We start from the raw sequence: 20,060 nt of genomic DNA, 5'->3' as shown, positions 1-20,060 counted from the left end.
GGAGGACTCCTGGGATTGGGCTGGATCACACCCGCGCCTTTCTACACCCCGACGCAGGCTCGATCACTGTATTCGCGTCAAGTTCCGACGGTGAGAGCGGACACTTGGTTCCCGGCCGTAATTGCCAATTACTGGCGGTTGCTCGCTATAGGCAACTAGACTGTAGAGCGAGCAGGGGAGGAACCATGTCCACCACGGTCGCCATGCACATGAGCGATGGCCTGTTGAACGCGACGACATCGATGTTGTTCATCGGTGTCGCGGTGGTCGGTCTGGCGGTCGCCGCGTCGCGGGCGCGCGCGACCCTCGACGACCGCACCGCGCCCATGGCCGGCCTGGTCGCGGCGTTCCTGTTCGCCACTCAGATGATCAATTTCCCGGTCCTGCCCGGCGTCAGCGGCCACCTGCTCGGCGGGGCGCTCGCGGCGATCCTGGTGGGACCGTGGGTCGGGGCGCTGTGCGTGTCGATCGTGCTGGTCGTGCAGGCGCTCGTGTTCGCCGACGGCGGCATCACCGCGCTGGGCGCGAACATCACCAACATGGCCCTCATCGGCACCGCCGCCGGCTTCCTCGTGGCGCTGGCGCTGCGGCGGATCGCCCAGCGCGGCCGGGCCGGACTCGTCGCCGTCGCGTTCACCGCCGCGGTGGTCAACACCGTGCTGGCGTCGCTCGGGTTCGTGGTGGAGTTCGCGATGGGCGGTGAGACCTCGTTCCCGCTGGGCGCGGTCGCCGCCACCGTGGTCGGCGTGCACTGCCTGATCGGCATCGGTGAGGGCGTCATCACCGCGCTCACCGTCGGCGCCGTCGCCGCGGTCCGGCCCGACCTCGTCTACCTGCTGCGCGGCACCGAGCGGCCACTGGAGCTGCGCACCGCCGAGGGGGTGGCGGCATGAGGAAGCGCGGGTTCTTCGTCGGCTTCCTGCTGGTCGCCCTGGTGATCGCGGGCGCCGTGTCCTACCTCGCCGACTCCGATCCGGACGGGCTCGACCACGCGACCATGGTCGGCTGCCAGGTCGTCGAGGTCGACGGCGCCGAGCGGCTCACCGGCAACTGCATCGCGCAGGGCGCCGGGGAGCACCAGCTCTCATTCAGCCCCCTGGCCGACTACGCGGTCGCCGGGGGCGAGCGGTCGACCGGGATCGCGGGCGTCCTCGGTGTGCTCCTGACGCTGGGTCTGGCCGGCGGCCTCTTCTGGTTGCTGCGCAAGCGATCCACGACCTGAGTGCAACCCTTCCACCGTCCCGGCGACACCCCGGTCCACCGCCTCCCGGCCCAGGTGAAGATCGTCACCGCGCTGGTCTTCGTGCTGTGCGTGGTGGCGACCAGGCGCACCGAGTTCTTGGCATTCGGGCTCTACTTCGCTGTCCTGGCAGGCGTTTGGACCGTCGCGCGGATCCCGCCGGGATGGCTGGCGAAGCGGGCGCTGATCGAGACGCCGTTCGTCATCCTGGCGTTCGCGCTGCCCTTCGTCGCCGGCGGACCGACGGTGGACGTGCTCGGCGTCCCAGTGTCCGAGCAGGGCGCGCTGGCGGGCTGGAACATCCTGGCGAAAGGCACCCTCGGCGTCCTTGTGTCGCTCACCTTGGCGGCCACCACGTCACCGCGTGACCTGATCGTCGGCCTGCAGCGGCTGCGGGTGCCCGCGATGGTGATCACCATCGCCACCCTCATGCTGCGGTACCTGGAGGTCATCGCGGCCGAGGCGCGGCGGATGCGGACCGCGCGGATCTGCCGGGGCCACGACCCGCGGTTCCTGTGGCAGGTCGGCGCGACCGCCCGGGGCATCGGCACACTGTTCGTCCGCAGCTATGAGAGAGGAGAACGGGTGCACCTCGCGATGGTGTCACGCGGCTGGGCAGGCGCTATGCCCGACGACCCGCGCCCGGCGGGCCGGACGGCTTGGTTGCTCGGGCTGGTCCCCGCCGTGATCGCCGCGGCCGTCCTGGGAGCGTCGTTATGACCGCGCTGCTCGTCGAGGGGCTCGCCTACGCCTACCCCGACGGCCACCAGGCGCTCTTCGGCGTCGACCTGCGGGTCGAGGAGGGGGAGCGGGTCGCCGTGCTCGGGCCGAACGGGGCGGGCAAGACCACGCTGGTCCTGCACCTCAACGGCGTGCTGACCGCGGGCGCGGGCCGCATCGAGGTCGCGGGCCTGCCGGTGGCCAAGGCGAACCTCAAGGAGATCCGGCGCCGGGTCGGGGTGGTGTTCCAGGACCCCGACGACCAGCTGTTCATGCCGACCGTGCGCGACGACGTGGCGTTCGGCCCGGCCAACTTCGGCCTGCGCGGCGCCGACCTCGACGCCCGGGTCAAGCAGGCCCTCGACGCGGTGGGGATGGCCGACCACGCCGACCGCTCGCCGATGCACCTCTCCGGCGGACAGCGCCGCCGGGTCGCCCTCGCCACCGTCCTCGCCTGCGAGCCGGAGATCCTGGTCCTGGACGAGCCGTCGGCGAACCTGGAGCCGGTGGCCCGCCGTGAACTGGCCGAGGTGCTGCTCGGGCTGGACCGCACGATGCTGATGGTCACCCACGATCTGCCCTACGCGCTGCAGGTGTGCCCCCGGAGCGTGCTGATCGACGGCGGCGTGATGGTGGCCGACGGACCCACCCGCGACCTGCTGGCCGACACCGCGCTGCTCGCCGCGCACCGGCTGGAACTTCCGTTCGGGTTCCGCCTCGACTAGGGTTCGCGCCATAACCGAATACCGGGCCGCATGAGTCGGAACGGGAGAGCCTCCACCCTCAGCCACGGTTCGGCACAGGTGGGGCACCGAAGGAGCAAACTCCCCGGAATCTCTCAGGTAAACCTACCGTTCCAGGCCAGGCCACTCTGGAAAGCAGACGCGACATCCGGCGTCTCACCCACGGTGCAAGCCGCTCTCCGCGGTGAAGCTCTCAGGTGCCATGACAGAGGGGGAGTTCCCACAACGGGACAGGTGTGCCTGTCGCGTCGTACCCAAGGAGCTCCGTGACCCTGTCGCGCATCGCCAACGCCGTCCCATCGGCGACACAGTCATCTGCGCACTCTGCCGCACGGCATCCGCACGCCGGTCGTGCCACGCTGCGGCGAGCACTGTCCACCCGCGCGCAAAAGGAGACCGAACTTCCATGAGCAACCCCTCCCCGCTGCACGCGGTGCACGAGGCCCTCGGCGCCTCGTTCACCGACTTCGCAGGCTGGGCGATGCCGCTGCGATACGGCAGTGAACTGGCCGAGCACAAGGCGGTCCGCGAGGCGTCCGGCCTGTTCGACCTCAGCCACATGGGTGAGATCGAGCTGACCGGTCCCGAGGCGGCCCGCGCGCTCGACTACGCCCTCGTCGGGTACCTGTCCAAGGTCAAGCCGGGCCGCGCGCGGTACACGATGATCTGCGACGCCGACGGCGGCGTGCTCGACGACCTGGTCGTCTACCGGCTCGCCACCGACCACTACATGGTCGTGGCGAACGCCTCCAACGCCGCCGTGGTCGCCGAGGCGCTGCGCGAGCGGTCCACCGGCTTCGCCGTCGAGGTGAACGACCGCTCCGCCACCTGCGCGCTCATCGCGGTGCAGGGGCCGACGTCGGCCGAGATCGTGCGCAAGGTGACCGGCGCGGACCTGGACAAGCTCTCGTACTACGCGAGCGTCCCGGCCACCGCCGCGGGCCACGACGTGCTGCTCGCGCGCACCGGCTACACCGGCGAGGACGGCTTCGAGCTGTACTCCGAGGCCGAGCACGCCGAGGACATCTGGGCCGCGATCACCGAGATCGGCCGGGACCACGGCCTGGTCCCGGCGGGTCTGGCCTGCCGCGACACCCTGCGCCTGGAGGCCGGGATGCCGCTCTACGGCAATGAGCTCGGCCCCGAGTTCACCCCGTTCGACGCCGGTCTCGGCCGGGTCGTGAAGTTCGAGAAGCCCGGCGACTTCGTCGGCCGTGCGGCCCTGGAACGTCGCAAGGACACTATCGTCGGCAGCGTGCGAGTCGGGCTCACCAGCACCGGCCGCCGCGCCCCCCGACACGGGTACCCCGTTCTCGACGGAGACGGGAACCCGGTAGGTACCGTGACCAGCGGCGCCCTCTCACCGACGCTCGGCCACCCGATCGCCATGGCGTATGTGCCGACCGCTCTCAGTGAGCCCGGCACGGCCCTGGCCGTCGACATCCGTGGCACGTCCACGCCGGTCGAGGTCGTCGAGCTGCCCTTCTACCAGCGTCCCGCCTGATCAGGAGAACAAGACAGACATGAGCAATCCGGAGAGCCTCGGCTACACCGAGGAACACGAGTGGGTCGACCTCGCCGACGCGGGCTCGGCGACCGTCGGTGTGACCAAGTACGCCGCCGACGCGCTCGGCGATGTCGTCTATGTCCAGCTCCCGGCGGTCGGCGACAAGCTGGTCAAGGGTGAGCCCTGCGGCGAGATCGAGTCGACCAAGTCGGTCAGTGACCTCTACGCCCCCGCTGACGGCGAGGTCGTGGAGATCAACGAGGCCGTCGTGGACACCCCCGAGCTGGTCAACACCGACCCGTTCGGCGACGGCTGGCTGTTCCGCTTCAGCGTGGACGGCGCCCCCGAGCTGCTCGACAGCGCCGCGTACGACGCGCTGACCAAGGAAGACTGACCCGGATGAGCACCTTCGGACAGTCCCTCGCCGAGGTCGACCCCGATGTCGCCGCGGCCGTCGACGCCGAGTTGCACCGCCAGCAGTCGACCCTGGAGATGATCGCCTCGGAGAACTTCGCCCCGGTGGGCGTGCTCGAGGCTCAGGGCTCGGTGCTGACGAACAAATACGCAGAGGGCTACCCCGGCCGCCGCTACTACGGCGGCTGCGAGCACGTCGACGTCATCGAGCAGCTCGCGATCGACCGGGTCAAGGCCCTCTTCGGCGCCGAGCACGCCAACGTGCAGCCGCACTCGGGCGCACAGGCCAACGCCGCGGCGATGGTCTCCGTGCTCAACCCCGGCGACACGATCCTCGGCCTCGATCTCGCGCACGGCGGTCACCTGACGCACGGCATGAAGATCAATTTCTCGGGCAAGCTCTACAACGTCGTGGCCTACCACGTCGACCAGGAGACCGGGATCGTCGACATGGCCGAGGTCGAGCGCCTCGCCGTGGAGGCGCAGCCGAAGCTGATCGTGGCGGGCTGGTCGGCCTACCCGCGTCAGCTCGACTTCGCCGAGTTCCGCCGCATCGCCGACTCGGTCGGCGCGCTGCTGATGGTCGACATGGCACACTTCGCCGGTCTCGTCGCCGCGGGTCTGCACCCCAGCCCCGTGCCGTATGCCGACCTGGTGACCACCACGACCCACAAGACCCTCGGCGGCCCCCGCGGCGGAGTGATCCTCTGCCGCAAGGGACTCGCCAAGAAGGTCAACTCGGCGGTGTTCCCCGGCCAGCAGGGTGGCCCGCTGGAGCACGTCATCGCGGCCAAGGCCGTGGCGTTCAAGATCGCCGCGTCGGAGGAGTTCGCCGAGCGGCAGCGCCGCGTGCTCGAAGGCGCGAAGATCCTTGCCGACCGGCTCTCCCGGTCGGACTGCGCCGAGGCGGGCGTGAAGGTCCTCACCGGCGGCACCGACGTCCACCTGGTCCTGGTCGACCTGGTGAACTCAGCGCTCGACGGCCAGCAGGCCGAGGACCGGCTGCACTCGGTCGGCATCACGGTCAACCGCAACGCCGTCCCGTTCGACCCGCGGCCGCCGATGATCACCTCCGGGCTGCGGATCGGCACCCCGGCGCTGGCCACCCGCGGCTTCGACGCCGAGGACTTCGCCGAGGTCTCCGACATCATCGCCGTCGCCCTTGGCCCGGACTTCGACGACACCACCCGGCAGGAGCTGCGCGACCGCGTGGACCTGCTGGTAAAGCGTCGCCCGCTCTACCCCGACTTGGGCTGAACAACCGGCGGCTCGGGCCACACCACGACCTGGTGTGGCCCGAGTACGCTGAATTTTGGAAGTGGAAGGTTCGTCGTGGCTATCAGTGTGTTCGACTTGTTCAGCATCGGTATCGGCCCGTCCAGTTCGCACACGGTGGGCCCGATGCGCGCGGCGCTGATGTTCGTCGACGGCCTTTCCGAACGCGGCGACCTCGACCGGGTGGCCCGCGTGCGAGTCGAGCTGTTCGGCTCCCTCGGCGCGACAGGTCACGGCCATGGCAGCGACAAGGCCGTGCTGCTGGGCCTGGAGGGCGAGCGCCCCGAAGACATCGACACCGCGATCGTCGGTCCCCGGGTCGCGAAGATCCGCGAGGAAGGGCAGCTGCGGCTGCTCGGCAGGCACACGGTCAGGTTCACCGAGGACGACGACCTCGTCATGCACCGGCGCAAGTCGCTGCCGCTGCACCCCAACGGCATGACCTTCGCCGCCTGGGACGCCGCGGGCGGCCTGTTCGCCGAACGCACGTACTACTCGGTCGGCGGCGGCTTCGTGCTCGACGAGACCGCGGCCGACGGCCCGGTCATCTCCGCCGACACCACGGCCGTGCCGTTCCCGTTCCGCACCGGCGCCGAGCTGATGGCGCACTGCGCCGCCAACGACCTGACCATCGCCCAGGTGATGCTGCGCAACGAACTCGTGTGGCGCACCGAGGCCGAGGTCCGCTCGGGTCTGCTGGCGATCTGGCAGGTCATGCAGGACTGCGTGACGCGCGGCTGCGAACAGGACGGTGTCCTCCCGGGCGGCCTGAAGGTCCCCCGCCGCGCGAAGGCGCTGCACGACAAGCTTCTCTCCGAAGACGGCGCGGGCGACCCGCTCTACGTCATGGACTGGGTCACGCTGTTCGCGCTGGCCGTCAACGAGGAGAACGCCTCCGGCGGCCGGATCGTCACCGCCCCGACGAACGGCGCCGCGGGCATCATCCCCGCGGTCCTGCACTACTACACGCGGTTCCTGTCAGTGGCCACAGAGGACGGTGTGATCGACTTCCTGCTCACCGCCGCCGCGATCGGCGTGGTGCTCAAGGAAACCGGCTCGATCTCGGGTGCCGAGGTCGGCTGCCAGGGCGAGGTCGGCTCGGCGTGCGCGATGGCGGCGGCAGGCCTGACGGCGGTGCTGGGCGGCTCAGTCGCGCAGGTCGAGAACGCGGCGGAGATCGGCCTGGAACACCACTTGGGACTGACGTGCGACCCGGTCGGCGGCCTGGTCCAGATCCCGTGCATCGAACGCAACGCCGTCGGGTCCACCAAGGCCATCAACGCCTCACGGATGGCCCTGCGCGGCGACGGCACCCATATCGTCCACCTGGACAAGGTCATCAAGACCATGCGTCAGACGGGCGCCGACATGCACACCAAGTACAAGGAAACCTCGCGCGGCGGCCTCGCCCTCAACGTCATCGAGTGCTAGCCCGGAGCGAATCACGAAGCCCTCCTCTTCTTCGCGCCCGTGCCCTGCGCCGATTTCACCGCCTCTTCCAGCTCATCGCGGGTCATCTTCGAACGTCCCTTGACGTCGAGGTCACGGGCCAGCTTGTCGAGCTCTGCCTTCGTCAGGCCAGACAGCTCCTCAGCCGGTTCCGGGGATTCCTCGCGGCGTTTCTTGCGGCTTTCGACGCTCTTGCTCAACGCGTCGAACAGGTCCACGACCTTGGTCGGCTCGCTCGGCGCCTCCTCGGAGACGATCTCGCGGCCTTCCTTCTTGTCCTCGATGAGCTGTTCGACGCGCTGGGTGTACGTGTCGTGGAACTCCTCGGGCTTCCACTCCTCGCTCATCGAGTCGATGAGCGAGATGGCCATGTCGAGTTCCTTGCCCCGCGCCGGGGCGATCTCCGGCATGGACTTCAGTTCCTTGGCCGGGTCGCGCAGGTCCTCGGCGAACAGCATCGTGGTGAGGATCAGCAGGTCCTCACCGGCGCGCACGACCGTCAGGTATTCCTTGCCGCGCATGACGAACGTGGCGACCCCGGCCTTGTTCGACTTGCGCATCGCCTGCATCAGCAAGCTGTAGGCGCGGCCGTACTCCTCTTTGGCGGGCGCCAGCCAATAGGTCTTCTGGTAATGGATCGGGTCGATCGAGTCGAGGTCGACGAACGCGGAGATGTCGATCGTGCGGGAGCGGCCCGGCGCGATGGCGTCCAGCTCGTCCGGCTCGATGATCACGTAGTCGCCGCCGCCGACCTCCGCGCCCTTGACGATGTCGGAGTAGGCGACCTCCTTGCCGGTGCGCTCGTTGACGCGCTTGTACCGGATGCGGTCGGAGGTGCCGCGCTCGAACTGCCGGAAGCTGATCGTGTGGTCCTCGGTGGCCCCGTAGAGCTCGACCGGGACCGTCACGAGCCCGAAGTTGATCGCCCCGTTCCAAATCGGCCGTGCCACGCTGTCTCCCCGGCAGTAGTTGTCCGTCCCACCCCAGTGTGGACCACATCGGCGCCAATAGTCCTGTTCAACGGTACTGGCACCGCACGATCAGAGAAGGCGTTTCGCCGATCCGACCCCTGGGTAACACCCCTGACAACAGTCAGAGGGGAGCAGGGTCATGACGGAGATGTCGCGGCTGCCGGGTCCGGTCTCGGAAACCTGGGACTGGCAGCGCACCGGGTCGTGCCGGGGACTCGACAGCGCCTGGTTCTTCCACCCCGACGCCGAGCGCGGCCAGGCGCGGGCGGAGCGGGTGCGCCACGCGAAGGAGATCTGCAAAACCTGTCCTGTCATCGTTGCGTGCAGGCACCACGCGCTCACCGTGATCGAGCCCTACGGCATCTGGGGTGGACTTGATGAGGGGGAGCGCAGGCAGGCCTACGCCCGCCGCCGCATGACCGCCCAGCACGCGGGTGCCCGTCACTAGCTGGGGTCGGCGAGACCTTCCCGGAGCTTGCGCAATGTCCGCGTGAGCAGCCGGGACACGTGCATCTGCGAAAGCCCGAGGTGCTCGGCGATCTGTGTCTGGGTGTCGTCGCGGAAGTAGCGCAGCGCGAGGATCCGCCGCTCACGCTCGGTGAGCCGCTCGATGAGCGGCCGAAGGGACTCCACGACCTCGACGCCGTCGAGGGCGGTGTTGGGCACGCTGAGCGTCTGGTCGGTCTCGGTGGGTGCCTCGTCGAGTGAGACGGAATGGTAGCTCTGCCCCGCCGCGAGGCCCTCGAAGACGGCGTCGACCGGCAGGCCCAGGTGTTTCGCCAGCTCACTCGGCGTCGGCGCGCGCCCCAGCCGCTGTGACAGCTCGTTGCCCGCGTTGCTCAGCGCCAGGTGGCGTTCCTGCAGCTTGCGCGGGACCCGCATTGACCAGGCCGTGTCGCGGAAGTAGCGGCGGACCTCGCCCATGATCGTGGGCACCGCGAAAGTCAGGAAGTCGAACCCCCGGCTGGGGTCGAACCGGTCCACCGCGTGGATCAGGCCGACAAGGGCGACCTGCGTGAGGTCTTCGTGCGGAACCCCCCGATGGGTGAACCGCAGAGCGATGTGCTCGGCCAGTCCCGCGTGCCCGGTCACCAGCGCGGCCCGCAGTTCGGCGTGCCGGGGATCCTCCGGATCCAGCAGCGCCTTCTCCGCGAACAGGGGGGCGAAATGCTCGTATTCGTGCCCTGGCCTGGTCTCGGCGGGTCGCGTGGTGACGGTCAAGGCCACACCTCGGATGGCTCAGCGTCCAGGCGGAGTGGTCCGCCCGTCACCAACCGTAGGTATGCCCCGCACCCCCGACAACTCGAGATGTCACAGCGCGTCTACTGCGTCGAGCAGTTCCCGACCGTCCAGTAACACTCTGTCGTTGTGTCGCGCGCCTTCCACGACCACCGTGCGGGCGTTCGCGGCGGTGGCGACCTCCACGCTTTGCTCCGGGGGCACGATCTCGTCATCGGCGCCGTAGACCACCGTTGTCGGGATCTTCAGCCCGCGCACGGTCTCGGCGACGGGGAAGCGGTCGCGCAGCAGCGCCCGGACGGGCAGGAACGGGTAGTGCACGGCGGCGACTGACGCAAGGTCCACGAAGGGGGAGCGGAGCAAGAGGCCGCGCGGCGGGTGGTCGCGGGCCAACCGGGCCGCCACCGCCGCGCCGAGGCTCTCGCCGAAGTACACGAGCTGGTCCTGGGTGAGGCCCTGCCCGAGGAGGAAACCGTGAGCCGCTTTCGCATCCGCGGCCAGCCCTTCCTCGGTTGGGTCGCCCGGGTTGCCGCCATAGCCGCGGTAGTCGACGAGCAGCACGCCGTGTCCCCGCGCCCGCAACGCCACCGCGAGCGGGATCCGGGCCGAGCGGTCGCCCGCGTTGCCCGGCAGCACCAGCACCGTGGTCCCCGGCCCGGGCGCGTACCAGCCGGCAAGGGTCAGGCCGTCCTCGGTTCGGTAGGTGACCTGGCGCCCGCCGGGTATGACGTTGGCGACATCCGGCGGTGCCGACGTCGACGGCAGGTAGATCAAACGGCGCTGGAATACGTACGCCAGGCCCACGACCAGCACAACCACGACGACGACACTGGTCAGCCCGAGCAACAGGGGACGCGGCACTTCGCCAGTGTGCCGCCGAGGGCCATATCGTGGACACCATGAGCACACATTTCGACGTGGTGGTCCTCGGGGCCGGACCGGGCGGGTATGTCGCGGCGATCCGGGCCACGCAGCTCGGGTTGAAGGCGGCGATCATCGAGGAGCGCTACTGGGGCGGCGTCTGCCTCAACGTCGGCTGCATCCCCTCGAAGGCGCTGCTGCGCAACGCCGAGCTGGCGCACCTGGTGCAGCACGAGGCGAAGACGTTCGGCATCCAGGTCGACGGCACCGTGAGCTTCGACTATGGCGCCGCCTACCAGCGCAGCCGCACGGTCGCCGAGGGGCGCGTCAAGGGCGTGCACTACCTGATGAAGAAGAACGGCATCACGCAGTTCCAGGGTAAGGGCACGTTCACCGACGCCAACACCATCGAGGTCGCGCTGAACGACGGCGGCACGGAGACGGTCACGTTCTCCAACGCCATCATCGCCGCGGGCGCGACGACCCGGCTGCTGCCCGGCACCTCGCTGTCCGAGCGCGTGGTGACCTACGAGGAGCAGATCCTCGCCTCGGAGCTGCCCGAGAGCATCATCATCGCGGGCGCGGGCGCCATCGGCGTCGAGTTCGCCTACGTCCTGCACAACTACGGCGTGAAGGTCACCATCGTCGAGTTCCTCGACCGGATGGTGCCGCTGGAGGACGAGGAGGTGTCCAAGGAACTCGCCCGCCGCTACAAGCGGCTCGGGGTCGAGGTCCTGACCGGCACCCGCGTCGAGTCGATCGACGACACGGGCGCCCGGGTGAAGGTCACGGTGTCCAAGGGCGGCAAGGAGCAGGTCCTGGAGGCCGACAAGGTCCTGCAGGCCATCGGCTTCCAGCCCCGCGTCGAGGGCTACGGCCTCGACCGCACCGGGGTGAAGCTGACCGAGCGCGGCGCCATCGACATCGACGGCCGCTGCCGCACCTCGGTCCCGCACATCTACGCGATCGGCGACGTCACCGCGAAGCTCATGCTCGCCCACGCCGCCGAGTCCATGGGTGTCATCGCCGCGGAGACCATCGCGAACGCGGAGACCATGGAACTCGACTACGTCATGATCCCGCGCGCGACGTACTGCCAGCCGCAGATCGCCAGCTTCGGCTACACCGAGGCCCAGGCCCGCGAGAAGGGCTACGACGTCGAGGTGGCGAAGTTCCCCTTCACCGCCAACGGCAAGGCCCACGGTCTCGCGGACCCGGTCGGCTTCGTGAAGCTCATCAGCGACAAGAAGCACGGCGAGCTGCTCGGCGGGCACCTGATCGGGCCCGAGGTGACGGAGCTGCTGCCGGAGCTGACCCTGGCCCAGCAGTGGGACCTGACGGTGCACGAGATGGCCCGCAACGTCCACGCCCACCCGACGCTGGGTGAGGCGGTCAAGGAGGCCATCCACGGCCTCGCGGGACACATGATCAATATGTGAGTGTCGCCCGCCGCGACCCGGGCAACCGGGTCGCGGCGGGTTCGTTTCGATGTGTTCAGTGTGCGGATTCGCCTGCCCCGGTCGGCCTGAGATGTCATCGCGCCCAGTCGGTGTGGGCCATTCGGCCGTCAGGGCCGCCCGATTCCATGCCGACTCCGGCATGTTGATCTCTGTCCGGTGTGGACACCCCCATTTTGTTTTGTAGCAACGACAATCGCCGCGTTACGGTGATGGTCCTCACCCGTTCAGCCGCTTGCCGTGACCCCATCCCGCAATGCAGGATTCCGCCCGTCTGGGTGTGCGGTCTCTGCCGCACTGAACTGGGGAGTTCTCCGAATGAGACGTCATTTCTGGCTGCACGCTGCCCTCCTGCGCTCGGCCGCGCCGGATTGCACGGCGGGCCGATTCCATCGGTGGCTTTCCGCGTTCCTCATCGCGGTGCTCGTCATCAGCCTCGAGGTCGGCGCGGTCTCGCCCGCTGCCGCCGAGAAGGCCGCCCCTGCCCCCGCACCGGCGCAGGTCGACGAAGCAGCCGACATCCCCTCGGCGCGCGCGACGGCTCGGTTGCGCGGTAAGCGCATAGAGGCTCTCTCGGAGCGCACGGAGTCCGCCTCTACCTGGGTCAACCCGGACGGCACCCGGACCACCGAGCTCAACGCGGGCCCCGTGCGTGTGCGCAAGGGCGACACCTGGGTCCCGGTCGACCTCACCCTGGTGAAGAACGCCGACGGCACCATCCGCCCCACGGCCCACCCCCGTGACCTCGCCATCGCCGGCGGGGGCGCCGCCACCCAGCCGCGCGACCTCGCCTCGGTGACCGCCGCCGACGGCCAGGTCGCCCTGCAGTGGTCCGGCCCGCTGCCCGAGCCGGTCCTGGCGGGCGACACCGCCACCTACCCCGAGATCCAGCCCGGCATCGACCTTCAGGTCAAGGCCACCCGCACCGGCTTCCAGCAGTTCCTGATCCTCAAGCGCAAGCCCGGCAAGCCCGTCTCCTTCACGATGCCGCTGCGCGCCGACGGCGTCTCCCTGCGCACCGACGCCGACGGCAACACCGACGTCGTCGACAAGGCCGGGACCACGGTCGGCTCCGTGCCCGCCGCGCAGATGTGGGACGCGCGGATCAACGAGAAGAGCGGCCTGCTCGCCAAGCCCGCCAAGGTCAAGCAGCGCAAGGATCCCAAGCCCAAGGTCAAGACCGCGCAGGGCAAGGACCGCGAGACCGTCGACATCACCGTCGAACCCGCTGACGGCTTCCTCGACGACCCGAACGTCAAGTACCCGGTGACCATCGACCCAGGCGCGACCATCTGGGCCAACTTCGACACCTTCACCCAGTCGAACATCACGGGCACCGACCAGTCCGGCATGGGCGAACTGCGCCTGGGCACCTATGACAACGGCACCACGAAGGCCCGGTCGTACCTGCACTTCGACATGAGCCAGTTCCGCGGCACGAGGATCATCGAGAGCAAGCTCCACCTCTACGCCACGCACTCGTGGTCGTGCAGCCCGGCCAACTGGGAAGTCTGGAGCACCCCGCTGGTCGGCACCGGCACCCGCTGGTCGAACCAGCCCGCGCCCTGGGCGCACTGGGCCACGCCGAACGTGACGACGGGCTACAGCACCTCGTGCAACGACGCCTGGGTGAACGTCGGCATCACCAACCTGCAGCAGGCTTGGTCGGACCAGGGATTCACCAACGCGGGTGTGATGCTCAAGGCGGCCGACGAGGGCAACTCCTACGGCTGGAAGAAGTTCTCCTCCGCCGAGGGCGGCGCGGTGCCGCACATCGACGTCACCTACAACACCCGGCCCAGCCCGGCGACCGGGCTCAACGTCAGCGACCGCGGCGACCACGCGGGCACCGTGTACACCCGGACGACCACGCCCACGTTGACCTTCGCCGTGTCCGATCCGGATGGTGACGTGGTTCGCGCCTACGTCTATCTCTACGAGGGCAACACGATCATCCACCACCAGGAGATCGGCGTGGTGAATTCCGGGGGTGTGGCGCAGTGGAAGGTGCCCCCCGGCATCTTGCAGGAAGGCAAGACCTACAAGTACCGCACTGCGGTGCACGACAACTACGACTGGTCCGGCGACTCGTTCTATGCCGTCAAGTCGAAGATGTCCGGCCGCGCGCTGGACATCGCCAACTGCTCGCGTGATGCGGGCGCGAACGTGGGCATCTGGGATTACTGGGCGGGTGGGTGCCAGCGGTGGTCGCTGCGCAGCAGGCCCGATGGGTACACCGACTTCGTCGGCCGCGACAGCGGGCACGCGCTCGACGTGGCCAACTGCGGCAGCGCCGATGGCACCAATGTGGGTATCTGGCACTTCAACTTCAACGGCAACGACTGCCAGCAGTGGAAGCTGAACAAGACCGGCGACGGCGAATACCGGTTGCTGGCCAAGTCTTCGGGCAAGTCGCTTGACGTGGCGGGTTGCTCGGCGAACGCCGGTTCCAATGTGTGGATCTGGTCGAGCTACGAGGCCGACTGCCAGAAGTGGTGGCTTGAGCCCGCCCCCGACGCCGGGACCACCGTGGCCTGGCGTGACTTCACCGTCGACACCAATGCCCCGGGCGCGCCGTTCGTGTCCTCTTCGGACTACCCGAGCGACAACAACTGGCACAAGGCGGCCAACCAGGCGGGCGCCTTCACCTTCACCCCGCCCAGCGGCACGACCGATATCGCGGGATACGTCTACGGTCTCGACGTCACCCCCTCCGTCGACGCCCCGGCGGGCGCGGACGGGAGGGCCACGACGTCGATCACGCCGTCGACCGACGGGCAGCACCTGCTCAACGTTCGCACCAAGGACAAGGCGGGCAACCTCTCCGCGATCGTCACCTACAAGTTCAACGTGGGCCGCGCCGGTCTCGTGCGTCCCTCGGACGGATCGCGCGTCGTGTCCCGTGTTCCCTTACAGGTGCAGGGGGAATCCGCCTTCACCCACGTCAAGTTCGCGTGGCGCCGCGGCCCCGGCGCCGCGGTCGAGGCCGACATCCCGGCCGCGAACCTGACCAAGGCCGACGGATCGCCCCTGGGCGCGGGATTCGTGCCGCTGTCCAGCCTGGGCGGCTCGGCCACCTGGAACGCCGCCGACACCCTGGGCCTGGCCGCGGGCGTGGTCCAGGTCAAGGCGATCATGGCCACCGACGCGGCCGGAACAGGCGCCTACAGCACCGTTTGGCGCACGGTCACTGTCGACCCGAGCGCCGAGGGCGCGGAGACCGAGGGCATCGCCGACGGCTCGCTGAACCTGCAGACCGGTGATTTCTCACTGTCCACAGCGGACGCCCAGGAGTTCGGTCTCTCGGTTTCGCGCACCGCGTCCTCCCGCGACCCGCGGGCGGGTTTCCAGCTGCAGCACCAGCGGCTGAGCACCAACCAGCAGAAGGTGTCGACCGACACCAGCGGTTTCAACAGCTACACCGCGCTCGTGGCCAGGGCCACCGACCGGGGCCACGACAGCACCGACTCGGTCGTGCTGACCCCGCAGGCGACCGGCCCGTGGGGCGGTGACACGTACGCCGCCGTCGGCGACGACCTGGGCGGCGGCCTCCGCCTCGGCATGCGTGCCGGGCGCACCTACCGGCTCTCCGGCTGGATCTACGTCCCGGGTGCCACGGGACTGACGCCGACGGACGAACGCGGTCTGCGGATCGTCGGCTACGTCAAGAAGAGCGACGGCAGCTACGTGCCGACGATGAGCGAGCAGCCGACGCTGACCGACGCCTGGGTGCAGCTCAGCGTCGACATGGCGGTCCCGGCGGGCGCCACCGAGGCGTTCGTCCGGCTGTACAACGGAATGGCGATCGGCAGCGGCAAGCAGGTCTACTTCGACGACCTGTCGGTCCGCGAGATCACCGCACCCTTCGGCCCGCAGTGGGAGACCGGCACGTCCGCCGACTCCGCCGCGATCGACTACACGCGGTTGGACTTCCCCGAGGAGAACACCGTCCAGGTCGAGCTGGTCAGCGGCTCGAAGGTGTGGTTCACCAAGGCGGCGAGCGGCGCCTACTTCCCGGAACCGGGTGCTGAGGACCTCACCCTGACCCTGGAGGGTGCGAGCTACCGGCTCACCGAGACCGACGGCACCGTCACCATCTTCAGCCAGGCCACCGCGGGCGGTCCGTTCCTGGTGTCCAGCACCACCCCGCCCGCCGAGGCCGCGACGACGCGCTACGCATACGAGTCGGTCGAGGACCAGGTCCGGATCAAGCGCGCGATCGCCCCGATCGAACCGGGGGTGGGTGACTGCACCACCCAGACTCCGGCTCGGGGCTGCGAGGTCCTGGAGTACGACTACGCCGCGACCACCACCGCGACGACCACCGCTGTCGGCGACTTCACCAGCCAGGTGCGCGCGGTGTCGGCTTGGACGACGAACCCGGCGAACGGGGCGTCGGAGAAGATCGAGGTCGTCCGCTACGCCTACGACGACGCGGGCAGGCTGCGCGAGGTCTGGGACCCCAGGCTCTCCCCGCCGCTGAAGACTCTCTACACCTACGACACCGCGGGCCGGGTGATCCGGGTCGATGCCACCGGTGACCTGCCCTGGTTCTACGACTACGGCAAGGTCGGCGCCGACACCAACGAGGGCAGGCTCCTCAAGGTCCGCCGACAGACCTTGCAGCAGGGCAGCGCCGACGTTATCGACGGCGAGATCGCCACCACCGTCGTCTACAACGTGCCACTCACCCGCGCCAATGGTGGTCCCTACGACCTCGACGGCGCCGCGGTCGCGGCCTGGTCGCAGACCGACGTGGCCACCGACGTCACCGCCATCTTCGGCCCGGAGGACCCGGTTTCGGCGCACAACGCGTCGGCCTCCGCACCCGGCCCCGACGGCTACCGCGCGGCGACGGTTCACTACCTCAACGCGTCCGGCAAGGAGGTCAACACCGCCACGCCAGGTGGCGACATCGACACCAACGAGTTCGACCGCTTCGGCAACACCGTCCGTGTGCTGGAAGCGTCGAACCGCGCCCTCGCTCTGGGACTGGCGCCGGGCGCGGACGCGAAGCTGGCCGAGCTGGGTTTGGCCCAGTACGACACCAAGACCAGGGCGATCTGGCTCGACGGCCAGACGAAGTACAGCGCCGACGGTCTCGACGAAATCGAGTCGCTGAGCCCGATCCAGCGCATCGCTCTCGACGGCGATCCGAATCAGCTGGTCAACGCCCGGGCAAGGGAAAGCACCACCTACGACGAAGGCAAGCCCGACGGAACCACCTATCACCTGGCGACCACCGAGCGCACCAGCGCACAGGTCGTCGGTATGGTGGAAGAGCAGGACGTCAAGGTCACGAAGTCGGTATACGACGCCCAGATAGGCGGTGTGTCCGGCTGGGGTATCCGACACGCGACCAGGGTAATCCTCGACGCCGAGGCACCCGCGAACTCACTGGGTTCGGCGACCACCGCGGTGCGGTACGACGCGCAGGGCCGGGCCCGCGAGTCGCGCAAGCTCGACTCGAACGGCACCGACGCGGGCACGACCCTGTCGGTCTTCTACACCGCGGACGCGAACCCGGACGACGCTTCGTGTGGAAACCGCCCCGAATGGGCAGGGCAGCCGTGCGTGACCAGGCTGGCGGGCGCGGTCACCGGGCATGACCCCACACGGATGGCAGGTGATCTGTCGGTTAAGCGGGTCGAGTCCTACAACCGCTTCGGCGAGCCGGACCGGATCGTGGAGACCGCCGCGGCCAAGACCCGCACGACGGTGACCACCTACGATGGCGCCGATCGGGTCTTGACCATGCGGATCACCGGTGACGTGGGCGCGGTGGTGCAGACGATCAGCACCACCTATGACCCCAACACCGGTGACGCGCTGACCACGTCGTTCGCCGACGGCACCACGATCCGCCGGGTGTTCGACAAGCTGGGCCGCGTCACCAGGTACACCGACGCCGATGGAGGGTGGACCGCCTCAGAGTTCGACCGCTTCGGCAAGCCGGTAAAGGTGAGCGACTCGCTCGGCACGACACAGACGTTCGCCTACGACCGCTCCGCCGAGCCGCGGGGCCTGCTGACCTCGATGACCGACAGCGTGGCGGGCACCATCTCGGTCAAATACGGCCCGGACGGGCAGATCGTCGAGCAGGGACTACCGGGTGGCGTGCGGCTGACGATCAACTCCGATCCGACCGGGACGCCGAGGGGGCGGATCTACACCCGCGCGTCGGACTCGACGCTGATCGCGGCCAGCACGGTCGTGGCCAACATTCGCGGCCAGGTCATCCAGCAGAACGGCCCGGCGTCGTCGAAGACGTTCACCTACGACCGCTGGGGCAGGCTGACCACGGCCAAGCAGGTGTCCTCGGCGAGCGGCAACTGCACGGTCCGCTCGTACACCTACGACCGCCGCGCCAACCGCACCGGCAAGTCCACTCGCGGCGGCACTTCGACCGCGTGTCCGGGTGAGTCCGAGCCCGCGATATCCGAATCGCACACGTACGACTCCGCGGACCGCATCACCGACGCGGGCTATGTGTACGACGCCTTCGGCCGGATCACCTCGAACCCGTCCGGCGTCACGAACACCTACTACACGAACGACTTGGTCGCGGGCCAGGAGACAGCCGAATCCAGGATGACCTGGACGCTCGATCCGGCATTGCGCTTCCGTCAGTTCAGTGCCGAGAAGAAGATCAATGGCACGTGGGCGAACGCGGTCACCAAGGTCAATCACTACGGCGCCGATGGCGATGATCCAAGGTGGATCGTCGAGGACGTCACGCAGTCCAACAACGTCACCCGCAACGTGGAGGGTCCGGACGGCGATCTCGCCGTCACCACCGCGTTGACCGGCGGCGCGGTGCTGCAGATGACTTCGCTGCACGGCGACGTCATGGCGACGGTCCCGGTGGACCCGGCCGCGGGCACGATGACCGGCGCGGTGACGGTTCTCGACACCGACGAGTTCGGCATGCCGTCGGCGGAAACGCCCGCGTCCGCGACCGCCCGCTACGGCTGGCTTGGCGGCAAACAGCGGTCGACTGAGGCTTTGGGCGGCGTGATCCTGATGGGCGCGCGGCTCTACGACCCGACCACCGGCCGGTTCTGGCAGCAGGACCCAGAACCGGGTGGCAACGCGACACCGTACGACTACTGCGGTGGCGACCCGGTCAACTGCACCGACCTCGATGGCCGCTGGGGCTGGTTCAAGAAGGCATTCACCGCGGTCGCGAACGTGGTGGCGAAGGTCGCTGAGGTCGCCTCGTACATCCCGGGACCGATCGGCTCGATCGCCGCGGGTGTCTCGGCGGTGGCATATGCCTCGGTGGGCAACTGGTCCAAGGCCGGCGAGATGGCTCTCACCGCGGCGGCGAACCTGGTCGGCGCGGGAGCGATCGTCAAGGTCGGGGCCAGAGTGGTCAAGGCCGCGGCGAAGACGGCCCACAAGGGGTCCGCGCGTGTGGGCAAGGCCAATCGCACGGCGGGTGCGAGCTGTCCCATCAACTCGTTCACTCCCGACACATTGGTGGTGATGGCCGATGGGTCGTCGCGGGCTATCGAGGAGATCGCTGAGGGTGATCTCGTCCTCGCGACCGACCCGATCACCGGAGCGCAGTCGGCGCAGCCGGTTCTCGAGCAGATCGTGGGCTACGGGGGCAAGCACCTCATCCAGATCGGGCTCGGCGACTCGGGGACCGTCGTCGCGACCACAGGTCACCCGATCTGGGTGGTCGGCAGCGGATGGACCGACGCGAAGGATCTGCGCGCGGGCAGCATGCTCCTGGGGATCGACGGGTCGGCAGTCCCAGTGCGGTCCGTCGACGACCTGGGCATGGTTGAAAACACGCTCGTCTTCAACCTCAACGTCGCCAACGCCCACACCTTCTCAGTTGTCGACGAGGGTGCGACCGCTCTCACCCACAACTGCAGGCACGGGAAGCAGTACAAGGCCGGGAAGGCCTTCACCAAGGCCAGCAAGGCCAAGATGACCGCGGCGAACAAGAAGAAGAACGGCGGCATCGAACGCTGCGACTACTGTGGCGTGGCTGTCACGCCTGCCAAGCGCTCCAGCCGCGGAGTCACTCCGCCGAGGAACGAACGGCAGTACGACCACCGCAAGGCGAAGTCCAAGGGTGGGGCCAACTGCCCGAGCTGCAACGGCGCTGTGTCCTGCCGGGTCTGCAACCGAGACAAGTCGGACAAGCCACGAAAGCGACGGCGTTAGGAT

At 68.9% G+C, this 20,060-nt stretch carries 14 protein-coding genes and 1 riboswitch; of the genes, 11 read left to right on the top strand and 3 right to left on the bottom strand.

What is annotated here, in order from left to right; genetic code table 11:
• Nucleotides 1-185 precede the first annotated feature (185 nt).
• From ACUZ2Y_RS08885 to ACUZ2Y_RS08850, 8 genes are all read left to right on the top strand, one after another.
• Nucleotides 186-893, top strand: a complete 708-nt coding sequence (locus tag ACUZ2Y_RS08885; protein ID WP_476328739.1) for an energy-coupling factor ABC transporter permease — start codon at nucleotides 186-188, stop codon at nucleotides 891-893.
• Entirely contained in the window at nucleotides 890-1,222 is a 333-nt protein-coding gene (locus ACUZ2Y_RS08880) for a PDGLE domain-containing protein (protein WP_476328738.1), read from the top strand. The genes ACUZ2Y_RS08885 and ACUZ2Y_RS08880 overlap by 4 nt, the downstream gene beginning before the upstream one ends.
• Entirely contained in the window at nucleotides 1,223-1,960 is a 738-nt protein-coding gene (gene cbiQ, locus ACUZ2Y_RS08875; protein ID WP_476328737.1) for a cobalt ECF transporter T component CbiQ, read from the top strand.
• A complete protein-coding gene (locus ACUZ2Y_RS08870; RefSeq protein ID WP_476328736.1) occupies nucleotides 1,957-2,685 on the top strand; it encodes an energy-coupling factor ABC transporter ATP-binding protein in 729 nt (242 codons plus the stop codon). The genes cbiQ and ACUZ2Y_RS08870 overlap by 4 nt, the downstream gene beginning before the upstream one ends.
• A 31-nt stretch (nucleotides 2,686-2,716) precedes the next feature.
• A riboswitch (glycine riboswitch) is annotated at nucleotides 2,717-2,824 on the top strand.
• 285 nt (nucleotides 2,825-3,109) lie between these two features.
• Nucleotides 3,110-4,207, top strand: coding sequence for a glycine cleavage system aminomethyltransferase GcvT (gene gcvT, locus ACUZ2Y_RS08865; protein ID WP_476328735.1), 1,098 nt, complete (start codon nucleotides 3,110-3,112; stop codon nucleotides 4,205-4,207).
• 19 nt (nucleotides 4,208-4,226) lie between these two features.
• On the top strand, nucleotides 4,227-4,604 hold the full coding sequence (gcvH, locus tag ACUZ2Y_RS08860; RefSeq protein WP_476328734.1) for a glycine cleavage system protein GcvH: 378 nt from the start codon (nucleotides 4,227-4,229) through the stop codon (nucleotides 4,602-4,604).
• 5 nt (nucleotides 4,605-4,609) lie between these two features.
• Nucleotides 4,610-5,881, top strand: coding sequence for a serine hydroxymethyltransferase (gene glyA / locus ACUZ2Y_RS08855; RefSeq protein WP_476328733.1), 1,272 nt, complete (start codon nucleotides 4,610-4,612; stop codon nucleotides 5,879-5,881).
• A 75-nt stretch (nucleotides 5,882-5,956) separates the two neighbouring features.
• Nucleotides 5,957-7,330 carry an L-serine ammonia-lyase gene (locus ACUZ2Y_RS08850; RefSeq protein WP_476328732.1) on the top strand — a complete coding sequence of 458 codons (1,374 nt, stop codon included), beginning with the start codon at nucleotides 5,957-5,959 and terminating at the stop codon, nucleotides 7,328-7,330.
• 11 nt (nucleotides 7,331-7,341) lie between these two features.
• On the opposite strand, the gene ku is transcribed toward ACUZ2Y_RS08850, so the two are convergent.
• Nucleotides 7,342-8,298, bottom strand: coding sequence for a non-homologous end joining protein Ku (gene ku, locus ACUZ2Y_RS08845; RefSeq protein ID WP_476328731.1), 957 nt, complete (start codon nucleotides 8,296-8,298; stop codon nucleotides 7,342-7,344).
• A 160-nt stretch (nucleotides 8,299-8,458) separates the two neighbouring features.
• Here ku and ACUZ2Y_RS08840 point away from each other — a divergent pair, with 160 nt between their 5' ends.
• Nucleotides 8,459-8,767 (top strand): WhiB family transcriptional regulator, encoded by a 309-nt coding sequence (locus ACUZ2Y_RS08840; RefSeq protein WP_476328730.1) that lies wholly within the window; start codon nucleotides 8,459-8,461, stop codon nucleotides 8,765-8,767.
• On the opposite strand, the gene ACUZ2Y_RS08835 is transcribed toward ACUZ2Y_RS08840, so the two are convergent.
• Both ACUZ2Y_RS08835 and ACUZ2Y_RS08830 read right to left on the bottom strand, forming a co-directional pair.
• Nucleotides 8,764-9,540, bottom strand: coding sequence for a SigB/SigF/SigG family RNA polymerase sigma factor (locus tag ACUZ2Y_RS08835; protein ID WP_476328729.1), 777 nt, complete (start codon nucleotides 9,538-9,540; stop codon nucleotides 8,764-8,766). The two genes, ACUZ2Y_RS08840 and ACUZ2Y_RS08835, sit on opposite strands and share 4 nt — an antisense overlap.
• A gap of 90 nt (nucleotides 9,541-9,630) precedes the next feature.
• The gene (locus ACUZ2Y_RS08830) at nucleotides 9,631-10,419 is read right to left on the bottom strand and encodes an alpha/beta hydrolase (protein ID WP_476328728.1); all 789 of its coding nucleotides are present in this window, start codon (nucleotides 10,417-10,419) and stop codon (nucleotides 9,631-9,633) included.
• Between the two features lie 38 nt (nucleotides 10,420-10,457).
• On the opposite strand from ACUZ2Y_RS08830, the gene lpdA reads away from it, so the two are divergent.
• Both lpdA and ACUZ2Y_RS08820 read left to right on the top strand, forming a co-directional pair.
• Complete coding sequence (lpdA, locus tag ACUZ2Y_RS08825; protein ID WP_476328727.1) at nucleotides 10,458-11,858, top strand: dihydrolipoyl dehydrogenase; 1,401 nt, start codon at nucleotides 10,458-10,460, stop codon at nucleotides 11,856-11,858.
• 336 nt (nucleotides 11,859-12,194) lie between these two features.
• On the top strand, nucleotides 12,195-20,057 hold the full coding sequence (locus tag ACUZ2Y_RS08820) for an RICIN domain-containing protein (RefSeq protein WP_476328726.1): 7,863 nt from the start codon (nucleotides 12,195-12,197) through the stop codon (nucleotides 20,055-20,057).
• The last annotated feature ends 3 nt before the right edge of the window (nucleotides 20,058-20,060 follow it).

This window comes from Actinokineospora sp. UV203 (genome assembly GCF_056323665.1).
Note: the sequence above shows the minus strand (reverse complement) of the source record. Positions and strands in the feature narration are given on the sequence as shown.

Coding starts and splice junctions, on each gene's coding strand:
- ACUZ2Y_RS08840 (WP_476328730.1), top strand. CDS start 8,459: ATGACGGAGATGTCGCGGCTGCCGGGTCCGGTCTCGGAAACCTGGGAC.
- ACUZ2Y_RS08870 (WP_476328736.1), top strand. CDS start 1,957: ATGACCGCGCTGCTCGTCGAGGGGCTCGCCTACGCCTACCCCGACGGC.
- ACUZ2Y_RS08880 (WP_476328738.1), top strand. CDS start 890: ATGAGGAAGCGCGGGTTCTTCGTCGGCTTCCTGCTGGTCGCCCTGGTG.
- glyA (WP_476328733.1), top strand. CDS start 4,610: ATGAGCACCTTCGGACAGTCCCTCGCCGAGGTCGACCCCGATGTCGCC.
- gcvT (WP_476328735.1), top strand. CDS start 3,110: ATGAGCAACCCCTCCCCGCTGCACGCGGTGCACGAGGCCCTCGGCGCC.
- ACUZ2Y_RS08885 (WP_476328739.1), top strand. CDS start 186: ATGTCCACCACGGTCGCCATGCACATGAGCGATGGCCTGTTGAACGCG.
- lpdA (WP_476328727.1), top strand. CDS start 10,458: ATGAGCACACATTTCGACGTGGTGGTCCTCGGGGCCGGACCGGGCGGG.
- ACUZ2Y_RS08820 (WP_476328726.1), top strand. CDS start 12,195: ATGAGACGTCATTTCTGGCTGCACGCTGCCCTCCTGCGCTCGGCCGCG.
- gcvH (WP_476328734.1), top strand. CDS start 4,227: ATGAGCAATCCGGAGAGCCTCGGCTACACCGAGGAACACGAGTGGGTC.